The sequence below is a fragment of the Kitasatospora sp. NPDC043950 genome, assembly GCF_056435345.1.
Genome location: NZ_JBWKER010000045.1, coordinates 54,598 through 74,132, shown reverse-complemented (window position 1 = coordinate 74,132; position 19,535 = coordinate 54,598). Strand labels below are relative to the sequence as shown.

The 19,535-nt window shown below is 73.6% G+C and carries 16 protein-coding genes; 14 read left to right on the top strand and 2 right to left on the bottom strand.

All coding sequences use genetic code 11. From position 1 onward, the window contains the following. Positions 1-484 precede the first annotated feature (484 nt). The 9 genes from AC07BF_RS27465 to AC07BF_RS27425 all read left to right on the top strand — a co-directional run bounded on the left by AC07BF_RS27465 (position 485) and on the right by AC07BF_RS27425 (position 8,901). Positions 485-1,792 (top strand): ATP-binding protein, encoded by a 1,308-nt coding sequence (locus tag AC07BF_RS27465; protein ID WP_363587350.1) that lies wholly within the window; start codon positions 485-487, stop codon positions 1,790-1,792. After that, positions 1,789-2,199, top strand: a complete 411-nt coding sequence (locus AC07BF_RS27460; RefSeq protein ID WP_400986697.1) for a roadblock/LC7 domain-containing protein — start codon at positions 1,789-1,791, stop codon at positions 2,197-2,199. The genes AC07BF_RS27465 and AC07BF_RS27460 overlap by 4 nt, the downstream gene beginning before the upstream one ends. Next, on the top strand, positions 2,196-2,570 hold the full coding sequence (locus AC07BF_RS27455; protein WP_350881090.1) for a DUF742 domain-containing protein: 375 nt from the start codon (positions 2,196-2,198) through the stop codon (positions 2,568-2,570). Before AC07BF_RS27460 ends, AC07BF_RS27455 begins: the two co-directional genes overlap by 4 nt. Next, positions 2,545-3,135: a GTP-binding protein gene (locus tag AC07BF_RS27450; RefSeq protein WP_350881092.1), complete on the top strand. Its 591-nt coding sequence runs from the start codon at positions 2,545-2,547 to the stop codon at positions 3,133-3,135. The genes AC07BF_RS27455 and AC07BF_RS27450 overlap by 26 nt, the downstream gene beginning before the upstream one ends. A 111-nt stretch (positions 3,136-3,246) precedes the next feature. Further along, a complete protein-coding gene (locus AC07BF_RS27445) occupies positions 3,247-4,632 on the top strand; it encodes a cytochrome P450 family protein (RefSeq protein ID WP_363587352.1) in 1,386 nt (461 codons plus the stop codon). 266 nt (positions 4,633-4,898) lie between these two features. Further along, the gene (locus AC07BF_RS27440; protein ID WP_363587376.1) at positions 4,899-6,089 is read left to right on the top strand and encodes a cytochrome P450; all 1,191 of its coding nucleotides are present in this window, start codon (positions 4,899-4,901) and stop codon (positions 6,087-6,089) included. Next, positions 6,086-7,000 carry an enoyl-CoA hydratase/isomerase family protein gene (locus AC07BF_RS27435; protein ID WP_363587354.1) on the top strand — a complete coding sequence of 305 codons (915 nt, stop codon included), beginning with the start codon at positions 6,086-6,088 and terminating at the stop codon, positions 6,998-7,000. The genes AC07BF_RS27440 and AC07BF_RS27435 overlap by 4 nt, the downstream gene beginning before the upstream one ends. A 166-nt stretch (positions 7,001-7,166) precedes the next feature. Further along, entirely contained in the window at positions 7,167-7,976 is an 810-nt protein-coding gene (locus AC07BF_RS27430) for a hypothetical protein (protein ID WP_363587356.1), read from the top strand. A 70-nt stretch (positions 7,977-8,046) separates the two neighbouring features. Then, on the top strand, positions 8,047-8,901 hold the full coding sequence (locus AC07BF_RS27425) for a hypothetical protein (protein ID WP_363587358.1): 855 nt from the start codon (positions 8,047-8,049) through the stop codon (positions 8,899-8,901). A gap of 357 nt (positions 8,902-9,258) precedes the next feature. On the opposite strand, the gene AC07BF_RS27420 is transcribed toward AC07BF_RS27425, so the two are convergent. Next, positions 9,259-12,117 (bottom strand): FtsK/SpoIIIE domain-containing protein, encoded by a 2,859-nt coding sequence (locus tag AC07BF_RS27420; protein WP_478334052.1) that lies wholly within the window; start codon positions 12,115-12,117, stop codon positions 9,259-9,261. Between the two features lie 416 nt (positions 12,118-12,533). Here AC07BF_RS27420 and AC07BF_RS27415 point away from each other — a divergent pair, with 416 nt between their 5' ends. The 3 genes from AC07BF_RS27415 (at position 12,534) to prfB (ending at position 17,152) form a co-directional block, all read left to right on the top strand. Further along, positions 12,534-14,471 (top strand): serine/threonine-protein kinase, encoded by a 1,938-nt coding sequence (locus tag AC07BF_RS27415; RefSeq protein WP_478334050.1) that lies wholly within the window; start codon positions 12,534-12,536, stop codon positions 14,469-14,471. A 228-nt stretch (positions 14,472-14,699) separates the two neighbouring features. Continuing rightward, positions 14,700-15,959: a serine/threonine-protein kinase gene (locus AC07BF_RS27410; RefSeq protein WP_363587364.1), complete on the top strand. Its 1,260-nt coding sequence runs from the start codon at positions 14,700-14,702 to the stop codon at positions 15,957-15,959. Between the two features lie 80 nt (positions 15,960-16,039). Then, positions 16,040-17,152 (top strand): peptide chain release factor 2, encoded by a 1,113-nt coding sequence (gene prfB / locus AC07BF_RS27405; RefSeq protein WP_363587366.1) that lies wholly within the window; start codon positions 16,040-16,042, stop codon positions 17,150-17,152. A 67-nt stretch (positions 17,153-17,219) separates the two neighbouring features. Here prfB and AC07BF_RS27400 read toward each other — a convergent pair whose 3' ends face one another. Continuing rightward, positions 17,220-17,414, bottom strand: coding sequence for a hypothetical protein (locus AC07BF_RS27400; RefSeq protein ID WP_363370334.1), 195 nt, complete (start codon positions 17,412-17,414; stop codon positions 17,220-17,222). 351 nt (positions 17,415-17,765) lie between these two features. On the opposite strand from AC07BF_RS27400, the gene ftsE reads away from it, so the two are divergent. Further along, complete coding sequence (ftsE, locus tag AC07BF_RS27395; RefSeq protein WP_063349173.1) at positions 17,766-18,455, top strand: cell division ATP-binding protein FtsE; 690 nt, start codon at positions 17,766-17,768, stop codon at positions 18,453-18,455. Between the two features lie 86 nt (positions 18,456-18,541). Continuing rightward, positions 18,542-19,453 carry a permease-like cell division protein FtsX gene (ftsX, locus tag AC07BF_RS27390; protein ID WP_350881111.1) on the top strand — a complete coding sequence of 304 codons (912 nt, stop codon included), beginning with the start codon at positions 18,542-18,544 and terminating at the stop codon, positions 19,451-19,453. Positions 19,454-19,535 lie beyond the last annotated feature (82 nt).

Here is a 19,535-nt window from a genome sequence, read left to right as displayed (position 1 = left end):
GCGACGGAGTCCTCCCCCCACCAACCCCAAACAGCACGAAGAAAGCAAACCCACACACCCACCCCCCCCCCCCCACCCCCCACCGCCCCCCCCCCCCCCCCCCCCCCCCCCCCCCCCGCTTTTCGCGACCGGCCGACGGGCGGCGGATTCCGGATGGTGACGGAGTCGTCACGCTGCGCACGAGCCGGGGCGTGGTCGGGATATGTCCTTGCGATTAACGTCGCGCTACGAAGTCCGCCAAGTCCCACCGGAGTTCCCGGCCGGTCGCGGAACTTCGCCCCAACTGCCCTTTTTGGTAGCTGTTCTGACCTACCAGGAGTTGCAGTAGGCTGACTCCGCGATAGGCGTCGCCGCAGGTCCCGTGCCGGAAAGCACCGCGATGTGATGTGACATCAGGTGTCTTTCGGAGGGGTTCAGGCCGCCAGTCCCATTCGCGCCTTGGGGCCCGGACCGGCTCCACGCGGTGCCACCTGAAGAGAGTTTCATGACGTCATTTGTGCAGGAACCCTTTTTCTGGGTCTTCATCGTGGTGATGCTCGTAGCCGTCGGAGCGGCCCTCCAGGCCCGCAGGACGAACCTCGCCCTGCGGCGGCGAAACGTTTCCCTGGAGGAGGCCGGCGCCCTGGCGCAGCGGCAGCGCGACGAGTTCGCCGTGCTGCACGACCACCTGCGGAGCCAGCACGCGTCCGAGCTGACGGACGTCCGCCGCGACGCCGAGGAGGACACCAAGGCCGTCCTCAAGGCGGCGATGCGGACGCTGCAGGGCTTGGCCGACGAGCAGCAGGTCGTCATCGACAAGGTGCAGCGGAAGTACGGCGACAGCCCGCAGATCCTGGCCGACCTGATGACGATCGACCACACGAACAGCCAGTTCGGCCGGCGTGCCCAGGGCATCGCGGTGCTCTGCGGCGGCTGGCTGGGCCGCCGTGAGAGCGTCGCCTCGGTCTACGACGTGGTCCGCAGCGCCCAGGGCCGGATCCGGCACTTCGACCGGGTGCGGATCCACTCCCAGGTCAGCGTCGCGCTCGTCAGCAAGGTCGTCGAGCCGGTCGCCGTCGTGCTGTCCGAGCTGCTCGCCAACGCGACCAACTACTCCGCCCCGGACACCCCGGTGGAGGTCAGCGTCCAGGCCGTCCCCACCGGCGTCTGCCTGATCGTCGACGACGCCGGCCTCGGCATGGGCCAGGAGGAGAAGGACCGCGCGGCGGTGCTCCTGAACCCGGGCGCGCCGATCGGCCTCACCAGCCTGGGCAACCCCCCGAAGTTCGGCTTCGCCGTCTCCGGCATGCTGGCCGCCCGCTACGGCTTCCGGGTCTCCGTCGACTCGGTCTCCCCGTACGGGGGCGTGCGGGCCGTGGTGCTGCTGCCGGCCGAGCTGCTCAGCAGCGAGGTCGCGGCCCCGGCCACCGCCGTGCACGGCGAGCACCAGGCCGCGCACGGTGACCACCAGGGCGCGCGCGGCGACTACCAGGCCCCGCCGGCGGAGCAGCCCGCGCCGGCCTGGGCGCAGGCCCCCGGTCAGCGGCTCGTGTCGCTGCCCGAACCGGCGGCGCCCCTGGCCCCGGTGCCGCCGGCGGCGGTGACGGAACCGGAGATGACCGCGGACGGACAGCTGCCCCGCCGCCGCCGCCACCGCCCGGTGTCGGTCCTCCCCTCCCCGCAGGACCCCGGCCGGGCCGAGACGCCGGTGCGGAGCCCCGGCCAGAACACGCCGTCCCGCCTCGGCGCGTTCCAGCGCGGCACGCTGTCCGGGCGTAACACCACGAACACGGAAGGAACCGAGATCCAGTGAGCCGCGATCTTTCCTGGGTGCTCAACGACGTACTCCAGGTACCCGGCGCCCGGCACGCCATCCTCGTCTCCGCCGACGGCCTCCTGCTCGAACGGTCCAGCGAGATAGGCCGTGACGAGGCGGAGACCAACGCCGCCGCGATGAGCTCGATGCAGTCGCTGAGCCGCGCGGTCGCCCCGTTCGTCGGCGGAGACGGCGCAGGCGGCGGGGTCTGGCGCCAGACCCTGCTGGAGTACGACCACGGCTGGATCTTCCTGATCGCGGCCGGCAGCGGCGCGTACCTGGCCGCCTCCACCGCCCCCGACGTCGACATGGAGGCGATGTCCTTCCGGATGCAGCAGCAGGTGGGCGCGCTCGGACGGGCGATGTCGGCGGCGCCGCGCCAGAGCACGCTCAGCGGCTCATGACGGCCGGCGGCGAGGAACAGCGGGTCACCGGCGGCTTCATCCGCTCCTACGTGATCACCGGTGGGCGCGAGTTACCGAGTGCGGAAGCCCTGTCTCTGATCACCTTGGTCACCGTCGCGCCCGAGCAGGACCTCCCTGCCCTGCCGAGCCCGGAGACCCGGGCGATCTGGGAGCTGTGCTCCGGCGGCTACCTCTCGGTGGCCGAGGTCGCGGCCCGGCTGGAGCTGCCGGTGGGGGTCGTGAGGCTGCTGCTGACGGACCTGATCCATGAGGGACGGTTGCTGTGCCGGTCGGCCCCGCCCCCGGCCCAGGCCCCGGATCCGAGACTTCTAGAGAAGGTACTGCATGGACTTCAACGCCGGTTCGCCTGAGGACATCTACGTCCCGGGCGCGGTGACGACCGCGGTCAAGATCCTGGTCGTGGGGCACTTCGCGGTCGGCAAGACCACGCTCATCGGGGCCTTGTCGGAGATCGCCCCGCTGAGCACCGAGGAGAGCATGACGCAGGCGTCCATCCGCGTCGACGACCTCCGCGGCGTACCGGACAAGAAGACCACGACCGTCGCCCTGGACTTCGGCCGGCTGACACTCGGCGACGACCTGGTGCTGTACCTGTTCGGCACGCCGGGGCAGCAACGGTTCATGCAGCTCTGGGAGGACATGGCGCGGGGCGCGCTGGGGGCGCTGCTGCTGGCCGACCCGACCCGCCTCGCGGACACCTTCCCCGTCATCGACCTGATCGAGCAGTACGGCCTGGAGTACGCCGTGGCGGTCAACAGCTTCGACCGGCAGGACGAGTACACCGAGGACCAGCTGCGCGAGGCGCTCGACCTGCTGCCGCACACACCGGTGGTGTTCTGCGACGCGCGGGACCAGCGTTCCTCGGCCAACGCCCTGCTGACGCTCGTCCGGCACCTGCTCGACCGCGCCTCCTGACCTCGACCGCGGCTCCTGACCTCCCCCGCGACTCCTGACCTCCCCCACGCCTCCCTCCCCTCACGCCTCCCGGGTCCGCACCCGCCCGGGGCCACCTCCAAGGAACGACCCATGGAATCTCCGCAGCGACCCGCCCCGCAGTCGCCTCCGCAGGGCTGCCCGATGCACGTCGGCGTGAGCACACCGCTCTACGGGGAGATGTTCTCGTCCGACCCCGGCGCGGTCTACGACAAGCTGCGCGCCAACGGTCCCGCCGCGCCGGTGGAGTTGGCCCCGGGGGTCGAGGCCACCCTGGTCACCTCGCACGAGGCCGCTCTGCGGGTGCTGCAGAACCCGGGGATGTTCGCCCGGGACTCGCGGCGCTGGGCGGCGCTCAACGAAGGACGGGTGCCGCTGGACAGCCCCGTCCTGCCGATGATGTTCTACCGGCCCAACTGCCTCTTCACGGACGGTGCCGAGCACCTGCGGCTGCGCAAGGCCGTCACCGAGAGCCTGGGCCGGCTCAACGACAACCGGCTCAACCGGCACGTCGAACGGATAGCCGGCTACCTGATCGACCAGTTCAGTCCGCTGGGCCGGGCCGACCTGCTCAACGACTACGCCAAGCTGCTGCCGCTGCTGCTGTTCAACCAGCTGTTCGGCTGCCCGGCCGACATCGGCGACCGGCTGACCCGCAGCATGTCCGCGCTCTTCGACGGCCTCGACGTGATCCAGGCCAACGAGGAGCTGACCGCCTGCCTGATGGACCTGGTCGCGCTGAAGCGCCGCCAGCCCGGCGACGACATCACCTCGTGGCTCATCCAGCACCCGGCCGGCCTGCGGGACGAGGAGCTCAAGGACCAGCTGGTCATGCTGATGGGCGCCGGCGTCGAGCCCGAGCGCAACCTGATCGGCAACGCGCTGCTCCTGCTGCTGTCCGGCGAGGGCCGCTCCGGACTGCGCATCGAGGACGCCCTCGACGACGTGCTGTGGAACAACCCGCCGATCGCCAACTACGCCACGCACTACCCGATGCAGGACCTCGACGTGGGCGGGGTCCCGATGGACGCGGGCAGCCCGGTGGTGATCAGCTTCGCCGCCGCCAACAGCGACCCCGCGCTGACGGACGCCCGGCTGACCCTCAGCAAGGGGGCCCACCTGGCCTGGGGCGCCGGCCCGCACGCGTGCCCGGCCAAGTCCCCGGCCCAGCTGATCGCCCTGAGCGCGATCGAGTGCCTGCTCAACGCCCTCCCGGACGTCACGCTCGCGGTGCCCGCGGAGAGCGTGGAGTGGCGGCCGGGCCCGTTCCAGCGCGGCCTGGTCTCGCTGCCGGTGCGGTTCAGCCCGGCGCCCGCCCGCACCACGCGGCCGGCCGCGGGTGCGGACACCGCGCCGGGCGGATCACCGGTCGGCCCCGAGGCGACGCAGGCGTACCCGCAGGCCACCGCCCCCGCGCCGGGCCGGGCCGGGCAGAAGAAGGGGTGGTGGAGCTCCTTCCTGGACGTCTTCCGGGTCTGACACGCCCCGGGCTCCGATCCGACGCGCCGTCGGAAGCCGTTCCGCCACCGCGGCGTGAACGGAGTCCGACGGCGGTGCGGGTACGTGACGGGGGCAACACGGATCGACGCTTGAGCGCGCTGTTGCTGGGTAGATCGCCGCCGTACTGCCCGCCCGCGCGTAAGGAGCCCCGTGTGACCGCCACGTTGGAAGCCCGCCCCGCAGACCCGGAGCGCCCGGACGGAAGGGTGGTCGACCGCCGCGCCGCCGTGCCGCTCCTGCGCAGGCTGCGGTCGGCCGAGGGACTCGCCGACCCGAGCCCGGTCTACGACGGGCTGCGGGCGCTGGGAGACCTCGTCCCGGCGCCCTGGGGCGGCTACCTGGTCACCGGGTACGACGCGTGCGACCAGGTCCTGCGCGGCAGGACCTGGCTCGTCCCCGATTTCGCCTGGCAGGAACGGCAGACCGGGACGGAGCGCTGGGAGGCCGTCGCCACCCAGGAGATGAGCCGGACGCTCTCCCGGCTCAACGCCCCCGAGCACACCCGGCAGCGGCGCAGCCTCGGAAACCTCTTCAACCACGCCACCCTGCGGGACATGCAGCCGGAGATCGAGGCCGACGTCACCGGGCTGCTCGACCGCCTGGCCGAGCGAATACGGGCGGACGGCGAGGCGGACCTCTCGTCCCTGGTCAGCGAGCAGCTGCCGATCGGCACCGTCGGGCGCTGGCTGGACATCGCCCCGGCGGACTACCCGCACATCCTGACGATGACCCACAACCAGGTGCACGCCCAGGAACTCCTGCCCACCAAGAGCCAGCTGGCGGTTTCGGAGCAGGCCACCATGGACCTGCGCGAGTACTTCACCCGCCTCGTCCGGGAGCGCCGCGACAACGACGGCGACGACGTGATCGCCGGCTGGATCCGCACCTGGGACGCGCTGGAGTCCGACCGCGAGGCCACCGACCGGATGGTCTACCAGCTCACCATGTTCGTCACCATCGCCTCGCTGGAGACCACGGCGACGCTGCTCTCCTCGCTGGTGTGGTCGCTGCTGCGGTCGCCCGGCCGGTGGGAGTGGCTGCGGGAGCGGCCGGAGCACATCGACGCCGCGATCGACGAGGCGCTGCGCTACGACCCGCCGATCCGCGTCAACAGCCGCGTCGCGGGCGAGGACACCGAGCTGGCCGGGGTGTTCCTGCCCAAGGACACCATGGTCCACGTGATGTACGGCGCGGCGAACCGCGATCCGCGCCGCAACCCGGACCCGCACGCTTTCGACGTGCTCCGCCGGGGCACCCACCTCACCTTCGGCGGCGGCGCCCACTACTGCCTCGGCGCGGGCCTGGCCAGGCTGGAGGCACGTGCCCTGCTCGGCCAGCTGCTGCGGCGCTTCCCGACCCTGCGGGCGGTGAGCCCGCCCGAGTACGCACCCCGGATGGTCTTCCACCGGGTGACGTCCCTGAGAGTGGCCGCATGAACGTGTCCCCGCAGGTTCCCCAGGTTCCCCAGGTTCCGCAGTACCCGCCGTACGCGGCGCAGCCGTCGTACCTCCCGTACCCGTACCCGTACCCCGAGCCCGTCGCGTCGCCCGCCCCGGAGCCGGTCCCCGCGCCCGCGGTGGCCCGTACGGTCCGTACCGAGCGCCAGGGCCCCGTGCTCCACATCGAGCTGGACAGCCCGGCGACCGGGAACGCCGTCACCTCGGCCATGCTGGACGAACTCCTCGCCGTGCTGGCCGTACCCGACCCGGCCGTGCGCGTGATCGTGCTGTCCGGGGCCGGCCGGGACTTCTGCCTCGGCGGCGACCGGGACGAACTCTTCGCGGGTCTGGACCAGGACCCGACCGGCGGCGGCATACGGAACTACGGGGAGAAGGCCCGCAGGGTCTGCGATGCCCTCACCAACAGCTCCGCCGTGACCGTCGCGCGGGTCCAGGGCCGGGCCACCGGTGCCGGCTTCGCCCTGGCGCTCGCCTGCGACCTGCGGGTCGGCGCCGACAACGCCGTCTTCCGGCTGCCCGAGCTGGCCCTGGGCCTGCCCGTCGCCTGGGGAGGCCTGCTGCCCCGGCTGCTCCACGAGGTCGGCGCGGCCAGGGTCCGCGAGATCATCCTCACCAGCCGCCCGGTCGGCGCGGTGGAGGCGCGGGAGCTCGCCATCCTGCAACGCGTCGTCCCCGAGCAGGACCTGGACGGGGCGGTGGCCGAGTGGGTCAGGCCCGTCACCCGCCGCCCCGAGGCCGCACTGAGGGTCACCAAGACGCTGCTCGCCTCCCACGCGGCGGCCACCCGGCTGGCCGACGCCTCCGTGCTCGACGCCGAGTTGATGGCCTCGGTCCTCGCCGCCGCCCACTACACCCGCGGCCTCGCCGTGCAGCCCCCGGCCCACTGACCGGCAGCTGCCGTCCGCCGCCTACGGAAGACGGCGGACGGCGGGGTGGCCAGTCGTCGGCCGTTCACGGCGACGGCCCTTCCGCTGGTGTGGAAACCGATTGTGGATCATGCCCGCATATTCGCTACCGTGTGTGATCGACACAGGGGAGGGGATCACCGTGGGGATGACGCGCAGCGCGCGCACGGCGGGGGCCGTACTGACGGTGGCTCTGGTCGTGGCCGGAGCGGCGGCCTGCGAGGGCGGCAAGGACGCGGGGCGGAAGACCGGCGCGACCTCGGCGGCCAGCACGCCGCCGCAGCCGTTCGGCACCGGCGGCTACCGCGGACTGCGGCTGTCGATGACCAAGGACGAGGCGCTCGCCTCCGGAGCCCTGGAGCCGTCGCCGGTCTCGCTGCTCAACGGCTGCACCGACTACGCGTACAAGGGCGGCCCGGCGCCGGACCCGGTTCGGATGGCGGCCGAGACGGAGGCCCGCGCGAAGTCCGACAAGGCGATTGCCAGGATCGACGAGATGCGGGCGAACCGGAAGCCGTTCGAGACCCTGGCGCCCGGGGCCTCGCCGGAGGAGATGGTGAAGCACAGCGAGCGCCTCCAGGAGCGGCTGAAGCAGGAGGCCGCCGAACGGCAGGAGTCCGACGCGCTGTTCAAGGAGGCGGACGTCATCGTGACCGCCCGTAAGAACCGGGACCAGGCCTTCCTGGCCACCGGCCGGGTCAACTTCGGCACCGAGGGCCTGCGCCAGTTGGTCGCCCCGGCGGACGCCCGCACCGCCGAGGGAGTCGGCGCCGGTTCGGCGGAGGACGAGCTCGAGCGAGCCTACGAGGGCAAGGCCCTCAAGCCGACCGAGGACGGCAAGTACGAACTCCCGGCCGAGGGCGGCAACGGCGGCCCGGACTGGTTCTACGAGTTCACCATGGCCGAGGGCAAGGTCGCCGGCCTCGCCCTGGTCAAGCACAACACGTACTGCTCCTGAGAAACCGCCTGTAGACCGTGGTCGCACTCTCGATGCGGCGACCATCGAATGATCAAGTGAAGGTTGTGGCATGAGGAAGAACCGAGCCTTGGTCCGCGCAGTGGGCGTGGGCATCTCGGTGGCACTGCTGGTCGCCGGTGCGGCGGCCTGTACGTCCGATGACAAGAACGACGAGAAGGACACCGCGAAGGCTCCGGCCACGACCGGGGCGCCCGCGGCGACGCCCGCGCCCGCGTCCACGTCGAAGGGCCCGGAGGCCTTCGCGGCGGCCGGGTACCGGGGGTTGAAGCCGGGGATGGCCAAGGACGCCGGGCTGGCCACCGGCGCTCTGGAGGGCGTGCCGGTCTCGCTGCTCGACGGCTGCACGGACTTCGTCTACAAGGGCGGCCCGGCGCCGGACCAGGCCCGGATGACCGCCGAGGCGGCCACCGAGGCCCGCTACAAGGACCTGAACGCCAAGGCCGACGCGGCCTCGGGCAAGGCGCCCGCCCCGGGGGGCACCCTGCCGCCGAACGCCTCCGCCAAGGACGCGGCCGCCGCCGCCGCGGGCTCCGCCGCCGGGGCCAAGGGCTTGGCCGACGCCGCCAAGGCGATCGCGGACGCGACGATGGCCCTGGTCGACCTGCGGTTCGCCCAGGAGGCCAAGGACAAGGCGTACCTGGCCACCGGCCGGGTCTCCTTCGCGGCGACGGGCCTGCGCGAACTGGTTGCCCCGGCCGAGGCGAAGACGGCCGAGGGCCTCGGGGCCGGCTCCACCGTGGAGGCGCTCCAGCAGGCGTACGGCGCCAAGGGCCTCCAGCTCGCCAAGGGCGGCAAGTACGTGATGCCGGTCGAGGGGCAGCAGGGCTGGCAGTACGAGTTCACCGTGGACGGCGACAAGGTCGCCGGGATGGCCGTGGTGAACCGCGAGATCAAGTGCGCCTGACCGCCTGACGGTTGGATGAAGGGCCGCCCGTGGTGATCAGCCGTCGAACGCCACCACGGGAAGCCCGGGCCGTCCGCGCAGGGCCGCACGGGCCCGGGTGACGCCGCCGGGGGGGGCGACGGTGCTCCGCGTCGACGGCGACGGCCCTGCCGCCGAGGCCCGCACGGGCGCGGCAGAACCCCGGGCGGGGCACCGGGTCGTGGCAGCGCCCGCATTCGGCGTACGAGGCCGGTCGGGCGGGCCCGCGTCCTCGGATGTGGGCCCGCCGGCTCCCGGGTGTCTCGGGGAGGTCCGTACGCGCACCGCCCCTGCCGCGATGGTGATCGCGGCAGGGGCGGTGGAGGTCGTTCTGCCCGGTCAGTGGGCGGCCGCGCGTTGGAGGGCGCTGGCGAGGAGGGCGAGGTCGGTGGGGCCGTTGCCGAGTTCGCGGACCGGGCGGCGGGCGGGTGGGGCGCCGAGTTGGAGCGGGTCGATCGCGACGACGGTGGGGCGCAGGGTGGCGGTGCGCGGGATGCGGCCGCTGATCCGGGCGGTCTGGAAGGCGGTGACGCCGCCGTCCGGCAGGCGCAGGTAGCCGCGGCCGGGGGTGTCCTCGGGCAGGGCGGCCGCGTCGCCGAGGTGGATCAGCAGGTCGGAGTCGGCCGGGTCCTCGGTGCGCAGCGCGATGCGGAGCAGGGCGGCCTCGTCGACCTCGGTGCCGGCGCTCTCCTCCGGGTGGCCGGTGGTGACCGCGAGGTGGACGCCGAGCGGGCCGCCGTGGCGGGCGACGGCGGCGAGGGCGCGGGCGAGCGGGCGGCCGGCCGGGGAGGTGGGGGAGAGCAGGGCGTCGTAGTCGTCCACGACGACGACCAGGCGGGCGGGGCAGGGGACGGCGGCGGGGGAGGTGACCGGCCGGGCGCCGTCGCCGCTGCGCGGGTGGATGATCTTCGGGGTGGCGGCGGAGGCCGCGCCGACGACGGCGGGCACCGGGACGGCCGGGTGTCCGACGAGGCTCTGTCCGGCCAGGCCCTGCCCGTCCAGGCTCTGTGCGTCCAGGCTCTGCCCGTCCAGGATGCGGGCGGCGTGCCAGGAGGCGAAGTCCAGTCCGTCGAACAGCCGCTCGCGCAGGGCGAGTTCGTCCTCCAGGGCCTCCGCGGCGAGCAGCGCGGCCCGCGGGTCGTCGGCGGCGTTCACCAGACCGGTGACGTGCGGCAGTTCGGTGCAGCCGTCCAGGCCGTCCTCGGTGGACCGGCCCTCGATGAGGGTGACGGTGAGGCGCTCGGGGCGTTCGGAGACGGCGAGCGAGGCGACCAGGGTGCGCAGCAGCTCGGTCTTGCCGGAGCCGCGGGCGCCGCCGATGAGCAGGTGCGGGCCGCCCGGGTCGGGGGAGGGGAGGGCGAGTTCGGGGTCGGCCAGGTCGAGCGTGCAGAGCTCGTCCCGGGTGGTGCCGAGCAGCGCGGTGGCGGCTCCGATGCCGCCGGCGTGCGCCGCCCAGCGGGCGGACAGCTTGGCCGGGGTGACGGTGTCGAGCTGGAGCAGGTCGAGCAGCCGCAGCGCGTCGGGCAGCGGGCCGCGGGCGGCCGGGGCGGCCTCGCGCAGCGGGGCGAGCACGCGGGCGAGCCGTTCGGCCCAGGCGTCGGAGACGGCGTCCAGGGAGACCTCGTGCAAGGTCTCCCGGCCGCGGGCGACGGGGCGGTCGAGGGAGAGCTGGGTGCCGACCTCGCCGGTGATCAGGGCGGTGGCGCCGAGGCCGCGGGGGAGCAGTTCGGGCTGCTCGGCGAGGCAGACCGGGAAGATGCCGACGGCCGGGCCCTGGCGCAGCAGCAGGTCGACGGCCTGCCGGGCGGTCTCGGTGGTCGGGCGGCCGTCCACCACGACGACGGTGGCGGGGTGGCCGCCGAGGCCGGCCGGGCCGCTGAGCCGGGCGGTGAGTTCGGTCAGCCGGGCGGTGGCCTGTTCGTCGTCGAGGCCGAGCAGCAGGCGGCAGTCCTGGCCGTCGGCGGGGCGCAGGTGGGGCAGCCAGAGGGCCCAGGCCCAGGTGTCCGCGCGTTCTTCGGGGGTGCGGGCCTGGTCGGCGTCGACGACGACCAGGCTCAGGCCGGTCGGCGGGTGCAGGGCGGCGAGCTGGGCGACGACGGCGCGGGTGAGCGCGTCCAGGCGTTCGCGCGGGCCGCTGAGGCCGAGGCTGCCGGCGGTCTGCAGGTCGAGGGTGACGGGGACGGCGGGCAGCATGGTGCCGGGCGCGGTGCCGGGGCCGCCGGGGCGGTCGGCGGTGCCCAGGCGCAGGGTGAGCGCGTCGGGGTGGCCGGGGCCGCGCTCCCAGAGCCGGGGGCCGGGGCCGACGGCGTTGAGCAGCAGGGTGGCGAGATCCGGCCATCGTTCGCGCTGGGCGGCGGCCTGGCGCAGCCGTACGGCGGTGTGGTGGCGTTCGGCGCTCTCCTGGCCGGGCGGTTCGGCGGTGCGGCCGAGCCGCAGCGAGAGCAGGCCGCGGCCGCGGCCGGGGGCGGGTTCGGGGGCCGCTGGCGGTTCGGCCACCGGCGGGGTGGGGCGGACCGGGCCGGGGGCGGCGAGCTGGAGGTGGCCGTGGCCGTCGGGCAGGGCGGCGCGGCCGGTGCCGTCGGCCGGGTCGGGGGCGGCCACGTGCAGGGTGGATTCGCCGATGCGCAGCAGGGCGCCGGCTTCCAGCGGGACGGCTTCCTCGGGGGCTCCGGGCGGGACGAGCCGACCGTCCAGGGTGGTGCCGTTGGTGGAGCCGAGGTCGCGGACGGTGATCCTGCCGTCGTCGGCGAGGTGCAGGGCCAGGTGCAGCCGGGAGACGTCGGGGTCGTCGAGCGGGACGTCGGCTTCGCCGGAGCGGCCGATCCGGATCTCCCGGCCGTGCAGCCGGTGCACTCCGCCGGCGTCCGGGCCGCCGACCACGCGCAGTTCGGCGGCGGCGGGGGTGTCGTCGGGGTCGTCGGCGGTCGGGTCGGCCTCGTTGAGGCTGAGGACGGCCCCGTCGAGGAGCGGGGGGTGGCCGAGCAGCGTGTGCTCGTCGACCCGGTGCGCCCCGGCGTACAGGTGCACGTGGGTGGCGGCCCGGGGCCCGCGCACGCCGACGGCGCCCGCGAGGGCGCCCGCGAGGGAGCCGAGCGCGGTGCCGACGGGTGCGGTGACCAGCACGTCCACGTAGGGGATGGCGGAGCCGGCGGCGGTCGGGCCGCTGCGCGGTCGGAGGACGGTCAGCCGGATCTGCATCTCGCCCGCGGGTCCCTTCTGCTGGTGTGGAGCCTGGTACCGCTGCCCGGTGTCGTCGCGGGCGCGCGGGGCGGCCGCGGCGACCCTTTGGGCCACACGAGTGGCGAGTGTCCATCCTGCCATCCGTCACGGACAGTCCGCGCACCGTACCGGATTTGACGATCTTGCGATCATCGCCATGGTGGAGGCGACGGAGGGTCAGGTCAACCGGTGCGGCGGGGGCCCTGTCGGCGGGCCCGCCGAACCGGTCCGGGAACTCCCCTAGGGGATGTCCCCCAACCCCTCCGGGATGGCCTGCCGGTCGCCCCAAAAACCTGAACGGACACCGTTAGAGTGGCCGCAGACACGGGCCCGGCAGGCTCACCGCACCGGCGGAGGAGCGCCCCGCGCGGGCGGCACGACGAGGAGTGCGACAGGTGCGGCCAGTCGGCAGCAAGTATCTGCTTGAGGAGACCCTCGGACGGGGTGCCACCGGGACGGTCTGGCGCGGCCGGGTGCGCCCCGACGTCCAGGTGCCCGGCAGCGAGCCCGGGCAGCTGGTGGCGATCAAGGTGCTGCGCGAGGAACTGGCGGCCGACCCGGACGTCGTGATGCGCTTCCTGCGCGAGCGCTCGCTGCTGCTGCGACTGACCCATCCGAACATCGTCCGGGTCCGCGACCTGGTGGTCGAGGGCGAGCTGCTGGCCCTGGTGATGGACCTGATCGACGGCCCCGACCTGGCCCGCTACCTGCGTTCCAACGGCCCGTTCAGCCCGATCGCCGGCGCCCTGCTGATGGCCCAGGTCGCGGACGCGCTGGCGGCCAGCCACGAGGACGGGATCGTCCACCGCGACCTCAAGCCGGCCAACGTGCTGCTCGCCTCCACGGTGCTGGACGGCACCGAGCAGATGCACCCGATGCTGACCGACTTCGGCATCGCCCGCCTCGCCGACTCCCCGGGCATCACCCGCACCCACGAGTTCGTCGGCACCCCCGCCTACATCGCGCCGGAGTCCGCCGAGGGCCGCCCGCAGACTTCCGCGGTGGACGTCTACGGCGCCGGGATCATGCTGTACGAGCTGGTCACCGGCCGCCAGCCGTTCCAGGGTGACAGCGCGATCGCGCTCCTCCACGCCCACCTGGCGCAGGAGCCGCAGCGGCCCAGCACCATGCCCGAGCCGCTGTGGACGGTGATCGAGCGCTGCCTGCGCAAGGACCCGGCGCAGCGGCCGTCCGCGACCTCGCTGGCCGGCGCGCTGCGGGTGGTGGCGGCCGGCGTCGGGGTGCACGCCTCCCCGGCGGCGGTGGACGAGGCGCTCGCGGTCGGCTCGCTGCTGCTGCCGGACCCGCGCCCGACCTCCGTCCCGAGCGCAGGCGCGGGCGTCCCCGGCCTGTCGCCGGCGGCTCCGGCCGCCCCGCCGGCCCCGCAATACGACCCGGCCGCGCAGTACGACCCGGCTGCGGCGACCCGGGTGATGGGCACCCAGCCGCCGCCCGCCCCGCCGTTCGGGGCCCCGGACCGCACCCAGGTGATGCCGCCCACCGTCGTGCCGCCGCTCCCGCCGGGCGCTCCGGGCACTCCGGGCGCTCCGGGGGAGGAGACGCCGCACCCGTGGCAGACGCAGCTACGGGCGGCCCGGGACCGCAACCAGCAGACCCAGGTCGGCTACTTCGGCCCGGAGGACTTCGAGGACCCGCAGGTCGCCCCGCGGCCCTTCCAGGCCGGGCCGGGCGGCCGCCCGGGCTACCAGCAACCGCAGCCGCCGGCCGGCTACCACCCCGACCAGCGGCGCCAGGGCCCGCCGCCGCCCGGGTACGCCCAGCGGCCGCCGGTGGCCCCGCCGCCGTACCAGGGCGGTCAGGGCGGCCAGGGCTACCAGGCCGGGCAGACCGGTCACGGCGGCCAGCCGCAGCCCGGGCCCGGTGGACGCCCGCAGCCGCCCGGCGGCTACCGGCCGGCTCCGGCCGCGTACGGGCAGTCGCAGGGCGGCTACCCGCCGCCGCCCCCGCCCACCCCGGTCCCGCGCCGGGCCGAGCCGCCGCAGCACCGCGAATCCCCGCAGCACCGCGAGCCGCCGCAGCACCGCGAGCCGCCGCAGCACCGCGAGCCCCCGCAGCGTCGGGAGGAGCCGCGCGAGCAGGACCGCCGCGAGCCCGCCCCGCCGCGCGAGCGGCGCCCGCGCAGCCGCAACCGGATGTACATCCCCGGGCTCGGCTGCCTCAAGGGGTGCCTGATGGTGCTGGTGGTGCTGGTGGTGGCCGGGGTGGCGCTGTGGAACTTCACGTCGCTGCCGCACTACTGGGACAACGTCCAGGGCTGGTTCAACACCGTGCGCGACTGGGCGGACGCCCTGTTCGGCAGCTCGAAGAACTGACGCCGGGCCAGGCCCCGCCGCGCGGGGCCGCCCGGTCCAGGACCGGGCCCGCGCGGCGGGATTGACGCTTTGTCGACAATTCATAAGATTTCTCGCCCGAGACTGCCCGCCCAGGGCCCTCGGGCGGCCCGCGCGGGGCGCCGGGGCGCGTAGGTTGGTCGCTGTTGTCCCGCCCCATCGAGCGCACCGGACCCCCGGGCGCGCTCCCGCGCCGCCCACGGAGCAGCATTGGCACGCAAGATCGGCAGCCGGTACACCGTCCACCAGGTGATCGGCCGGGGTTCGGCCGGGACGGTCTGGCTCGGTGAGGGGCCCGACGGCCCGGTGGCGGTCAAGCTGCTGCGCGAGGACCTGGCCGCCGACCAGGTGCTGGTCGGCCGCTTCGTCCAGGAGCGCGCCGCGCTGACCAGCCTCGACCACCCCCGGGTGGTCGGCGTGCGCGACATGGTCGTGGACGGCAGCGACCTCGCCCTGGTGATGGAGCTGGTCCAGGGCACCGACCTGCGCTCCCGGCTGGAGCGCGACGGCGCGCTCCCGCCGCAGACCGCCGCCTCGGTCATCGCGGACGTCGCCGACGGCCTGGCCGCCGCGCACGCCGCCGGCATCGTCCACCGCGACGTCAAGCCGGAGAACGTCCTGCTCGACCTCGCCGCCGCCCCGGGCCCCGGCGGCGCCCCGCGCGCCAAGCTCACCGACTTCGGCGTGGCCCGCCTGGTCGACGCCCCGCGCCGCACCCGGGCCACCCGGATCATCGGCACCCCCGACTACCTCGCCCCGGAGATCATCGAGGGCCTGGAGCCGCGCGCCGCCGTCGACATCTACGCCCTCGCCACCGTGCTGTACGAGCTGCTGGCCGGGTTCACCCCGTTCGGCGGCGGCCACACCGGCGCGGTGCTGCGCCGGCACGTCACCGAGCAGGTGCCGCCGATCCCGGGCCTGCCGGACGGGCTGTGGCGGATCATCTCCGAGTGCCTGGCCAAGGCCCCGGCCTCCCGGCTGCGGGCCGCCGAGCTGGCCGCCCGGCTGCGCGAGCAGCTGCCCTCGCTGGCCGGCCTGCCGGTGCTGGCCGTCCCCTCCCAGGGCCGTGCCCCGGCGGAGGAGGCGCTGACCCCCGGTGAGGCCGTGTACGCCGAGGTGGACGCCGGCCCGGGCATCCACAAGCGCCGCCGGGGCCCGGCCGTCCCGCTGGTGCCCGGCGTCGCCCCCGACTCCACCCGGGACACCCACACCAGCCTGCGCCGCCCCTCCGCGGACGAGCTGGCCGCGTACGCCGCGGAGTCCCGCGCCCAGCGCACCGCCCCGGGCACCGGGCACCGCCGGGACCGGCAGGCGCTGCTGCGCCGCCGCCGGCTGCTGGCCGTCCTGCTGGCCACCGTCCTGCTGCTGGCGGGCGCCGCCGCGGCCTGGACGGCCTTCGCGGCCACCGCCCCGGACGCCGGCCACCCGGCCCGCCCGACGGTGTCCGGCACGGCCCCGCGGGCGCCGTAGAGGGCCGTCGGGCGGGTACCGCGAGAGCCGGAGGACCCCGGTGTCGTCATGACCACCCCCGGAACCATTACCCTGGGGGCGTGGCAGCCGTCGATCCTTCCGAAGAGCTCAAGAACCTCGAATCGACCATGGGGTCGATCGAGGCCGTCCTCGACCTGGACAAGATCCGGGCCGACATCGCTGTCCTGGAGGAGGCGGCAGGCGCCCCCAACCTGTGGGACGACATCGCGAACGCGCAGAAGGTGACCAGCCGGCTCTCCTTCCTCCAGGGTGAACTGCGCAAGGTCGAGGGCCTGCGCAGCCGTATCGACGACCTGGGCGTGCTGTTCGAGCTGGCCGAGGCCGAGGACGACGCGGACACCCGGGTCGAGGCCGAGTCCGAGCTCGTCTCCCTCCAGAAGGCGGTCGAGGAGCTGGAGGTCCGCACCCTCCTGTCCGGCGAGTACGACGCCCGCGAGGCGCTGATCAACATCCGTGCCGAGGCCGGTGGCGTCGACGCCGCCGACTTCGCCGAGCAGCTGATGCGCATGTACCTGCGCTGGGCCGAGCGGCACGGGTACCCCACCGAGGTGTACGACACCTCGTACGCCGAAGAGGCCGGCATCAAGTCCGCGACCTTCACGGTCAAGGCGCCGTACGCCTACGGCACCCTGTCGGTCGAGCAGGGCACCCACCGCCTGGTCCGCATCTCGCCCTTCGACAACCAGGGCCGCCGGCAGACCTCCTTCGCCGGTGTCGAGGTGCTCCCGGTCGTCGAGCAGTCCGACCACGTCGACATCGACGAGGGCGACCTGCGGATCGACGTCTACCGCGCCTCCGGTCCCGGCGGCCAGGGCGTCAACACCACCGACTCGGCGGTGCGCATCACGCACCTCCCGACCGGTGTCGTGGTCTCCTGCCAGAACGAGCGCTCGCAGATCCAGAACAAGGCGTCCGCGATGAACGTCCTCCAGGCGAAGCTGCTGGAGCGGCGCCGCCAGGAGGAGCGGGCGGCGATGGACGCGCTCAAGGACAGCGGCAGCTCCTGGGGCAACCAGATGCGCTCCTACGTGCTGCACCCGTACCAGATGGTCAAGGACGTCCGGACCGAGTACGAGGTCGGCAACCCGCAGGGCGTGCTGGACGGCGACATCGACGGCTTCATCGAGGCCGGCATCCGCTGGCGCAAGCAGCGCGAGACCGCCGCGCAGTAGGCGCCGACGGACGAAACAGGGCCCCCGACCGCAGTGGTCGGGGGCCCTTTCGTGTGCCTCGGTGGGTTCAGGCCAGTGCCTGCCGGGCGATCAGCGCCACCGCGAGCAGACCGGCCAGCAGGGCCAGCAGCATCGCGGGGGAGAGCGCCGCGAACGGACCCTGCTGCTCCTGCAGCCGGGCCCGGTTGGCGCGGCAGACCGCGCAGCGCCCGTCACTCACGCGGCCGTTGCAGTTGGCGCACACCAGATGGTCGCAGGTCATGCGATCTCCTCCTCGCTGCTACAGCCAACGCACCGGACGGGGCTTTGGTTCCTCTTCTTGCCCTGTGCGGGGGAGCGCCCGAACACGGGGACGCCACCTCCACTCTGCCAGGTTCTGACCGTTCCGGCTCCCGGGCTGTGAGATGCCTCCCAATTTTCGGGGCATAACCAGACATTCTCCCCCAGATTCCGACGGCTGTCCTGGGCGGGCCCTGCGCGCCGACCGCCGATTCGCGTATGGTCCCAGACCGGGAGCGGCCCTTTCCGCTCCCGCCACCCGCCCCAGGGCCGGGCGCCCGGGGTGGACCGACCGAGGACTGGCGCCGCCTAGGATGGCCTCCGTGATGCAGCCGTGATCAGATTCGACAACGTCTCCAAGACCTATCCCAAGCAGAACCGTCCCGCCCTGGACAACGTCTCGCTGGAGATCGAGAAGGGTGAGTTCGTCTTCCTGGTCGGCTCGTCCGGCTCGGGCAAGTCCACCTTCCTGCGCCTGTGCCTGCGCGAGGAGCGCCCCTCCACGGGCGAGGTGCACGTGCTGGGCAAGGACCTCGGCAAGCTGTCCAACTGGAAGGTGCCGCACATGCGCCGCCAGCTGGGCACCGTCTTCCAGGACTTCCGCCTGCTGCCCAACAAGACGGTCGCGCAGAACGTCGCCTTCGCCCTCGAAGTGATCGGCAAGCCCAAGAGCGCCATCAACAAGGTGGTGCCCGAGGTGCTGGAGCTGGTCGGTCTCGGCGGCAAGGAGGACCGCATGCCGGGCGAGCTCTCCGGCGGTGAGCAGCAGCGCGTGGCGATCGCCCGCGCGTTCGTGAACCGTCCGATGCTGCTGATCGCGGACGAGCCCACCGGCAACCTCGACCCGCAGAACTCGGTCGGCATCATGAAGCTGCTCGACCGCATCAACCGCACCGGCACCACGGTGCTGATGGCCACCCACGACCAGGCCATCGTCGACCAGATGCGCAAGCGCGTCATCGAGCTCGACAAGGGGCTGCTCGTCCGCGACCAGGCCCGCGGCGTCTACGGATACCAGCACTGACCGACCGGCGCAGCCGGCGCTGAACCCGTAGGGCCGTCCGCCCGCGTCGCCAGACCAGCAGTACCGACCCTGGAGTTGTTACCCGCATGCGTGCCCAGTTCGTCCTGTCGGAGATCGGTGTGGGTCTCCGCCGCAACCTGACGATGACCATCGCGGTCGTGGTCAGTGTCGCGCTCTCCCTCGCCCTGGCCGGTTCCTCGCTCCTGGTCCGTGACCAGGTGAACTCCATGAAGGGGTACTGGTACGACAAGGTCGAGGTGAGCATCTACTTCTGCACCAAGTCGGACGCGCGTAACTCGCCGCAGTGCGACAAGGGTGCGGCCACCGACCAGCAGGTGCAGGACATCAAGGCCCAGCTGGACAAGATGGACTCGGTGGTCCAGTCGTCGACCTTCGAGAGCTCCGCCGAGGCGTACAAGCACTGGAAGGAGATGAACCCGGACAACCCGCTCATCTCCGTCCTGGGCCCGGACGCGATGCCGCAGTCCTGGCGGGTCAAGCTGAACGACCCGACCAAGTACGACGTCATCCAGAGCGCCTTCGCCGGCAAACCCGGCGTCAAGTCGGTGGAGGACCAGCGGAAGATCCTGGAGAACCTGTTCGGCCTGCTCAACGGCCTCCAGACGGCGGCCTTCGTGATCATGGTGCTGATGCTGTTCGTCGCCCTGCTGCTGATCGTCAACACCGTCCGGGTGTCGGCGTACAGCAGGCGGCGCGAAACCGGCATCATGCGCCTGGTCGGTGCCTCGAACTTCTACGTCCAGATGCCGTTCATCGCCGAGGCCGCGTTCTCCGCGCTGCTCGGCGCGGCCATGGCCTCCGGGCTGCTGGTCGGCGGGCACTTCTTCGTCCAGAACTGGCTGGCCGACCGGGTGCAGTTCATCCACTTCATCGGCCTCGGCTCGGTGCTCGCGGTGATACCGCTGCTGATCGTGGTCGGTATGGGCATGGCCGGCGTGGCGGCGTTCTTCACCCTGCGCAAGTACCTCAAGGTCTGACCATCCCCGGCCCCGGGGGGGGGGGGGGGGGGGGGGGGGTGGGGGGGGGGTGGGGGGGTGGGGGGGTGGGGGGGGGGGGTCG

What these genes read in the sequence shown, in the direction of transcription:
- AC07BF_RS27465 (WP_363587350.1), top strand. Translation starts at nt 485, where the DNA reads ATGACGTCATTTGTGCAGGAACCCTTTTTCTGGGTCTTCATCGTGGTG.
- AC07BF_RS27455 (WP_350881090.1), top strand. Translation starts at nt 2,196, where the DNA reads ATGACGGCCGGCGGCGAGGAACAGCGGGTCACCGGCGGCTTCATCCGC.
- AC07BF_RS27450 (WP_350881092.1), top strand. Translation starts at nt 2,545, where the DNA reads ATGGACTTCAACGCCGGTTCGCCTGAGGACATCTACGTCCCGGGCGCG.
- AC07BF_RS27445 (WP_363587352.1), top strand. Translation starts at nt 3,247, where the DNA reads ATGGAATCTCCGCAGCGACCCGCCCCGCAGTCGCCTCCGCAGGGCTGC.
- AC07BF_RS27435 (WP_363587354.1), top strand. Translation starts at nt 6,086, where the DNA reads ATGAACGTGTCCCCGCAGGTTCCCCAGGTTCCCCAGGTTCCGCAGTAC.
- AC07BF_RS27430 (WP_363587356.1), top strand. Translation starts at nt 7,167, where the DNA reads ATGACGCGCAGCGCGCGCACGGCGGGGGCCGTACTGACGGTGGCTCTG.
- AC07BF_RS27425 (WP_363587358.1), top strand. Translation starts at nt 8,047, where the DNA reads ATGAGGAAGAACCGAGCCTTGGTCCGCGCAGTGGGCGTGGGCATCTCG.
- AC07BF_RS27420 (WP_478334052.1), bottom strand. Translation starts at nt 12,117, where the DNA reads ATGCAGATCCGGCTGACCGTCCTCCGACCGCGCAGCGGCCCGACCGCC.
- AC07BF_RS27400 (WP_363370334.1), bottom strand. Translation starts at nt 17,414, where the DNA reads ATGACCTGCGACCATCTGGTGTGCGCCAACTGCAACGGCCGCGTGAGT.
- ftsX (WP_350881111.1), top strand. Translation starts at nt 18,542, where the DNA reads ATGCGTGCCCAGTTCGTCCTGTCGGAGATCGGTGTGGGTCTCCGCCGC.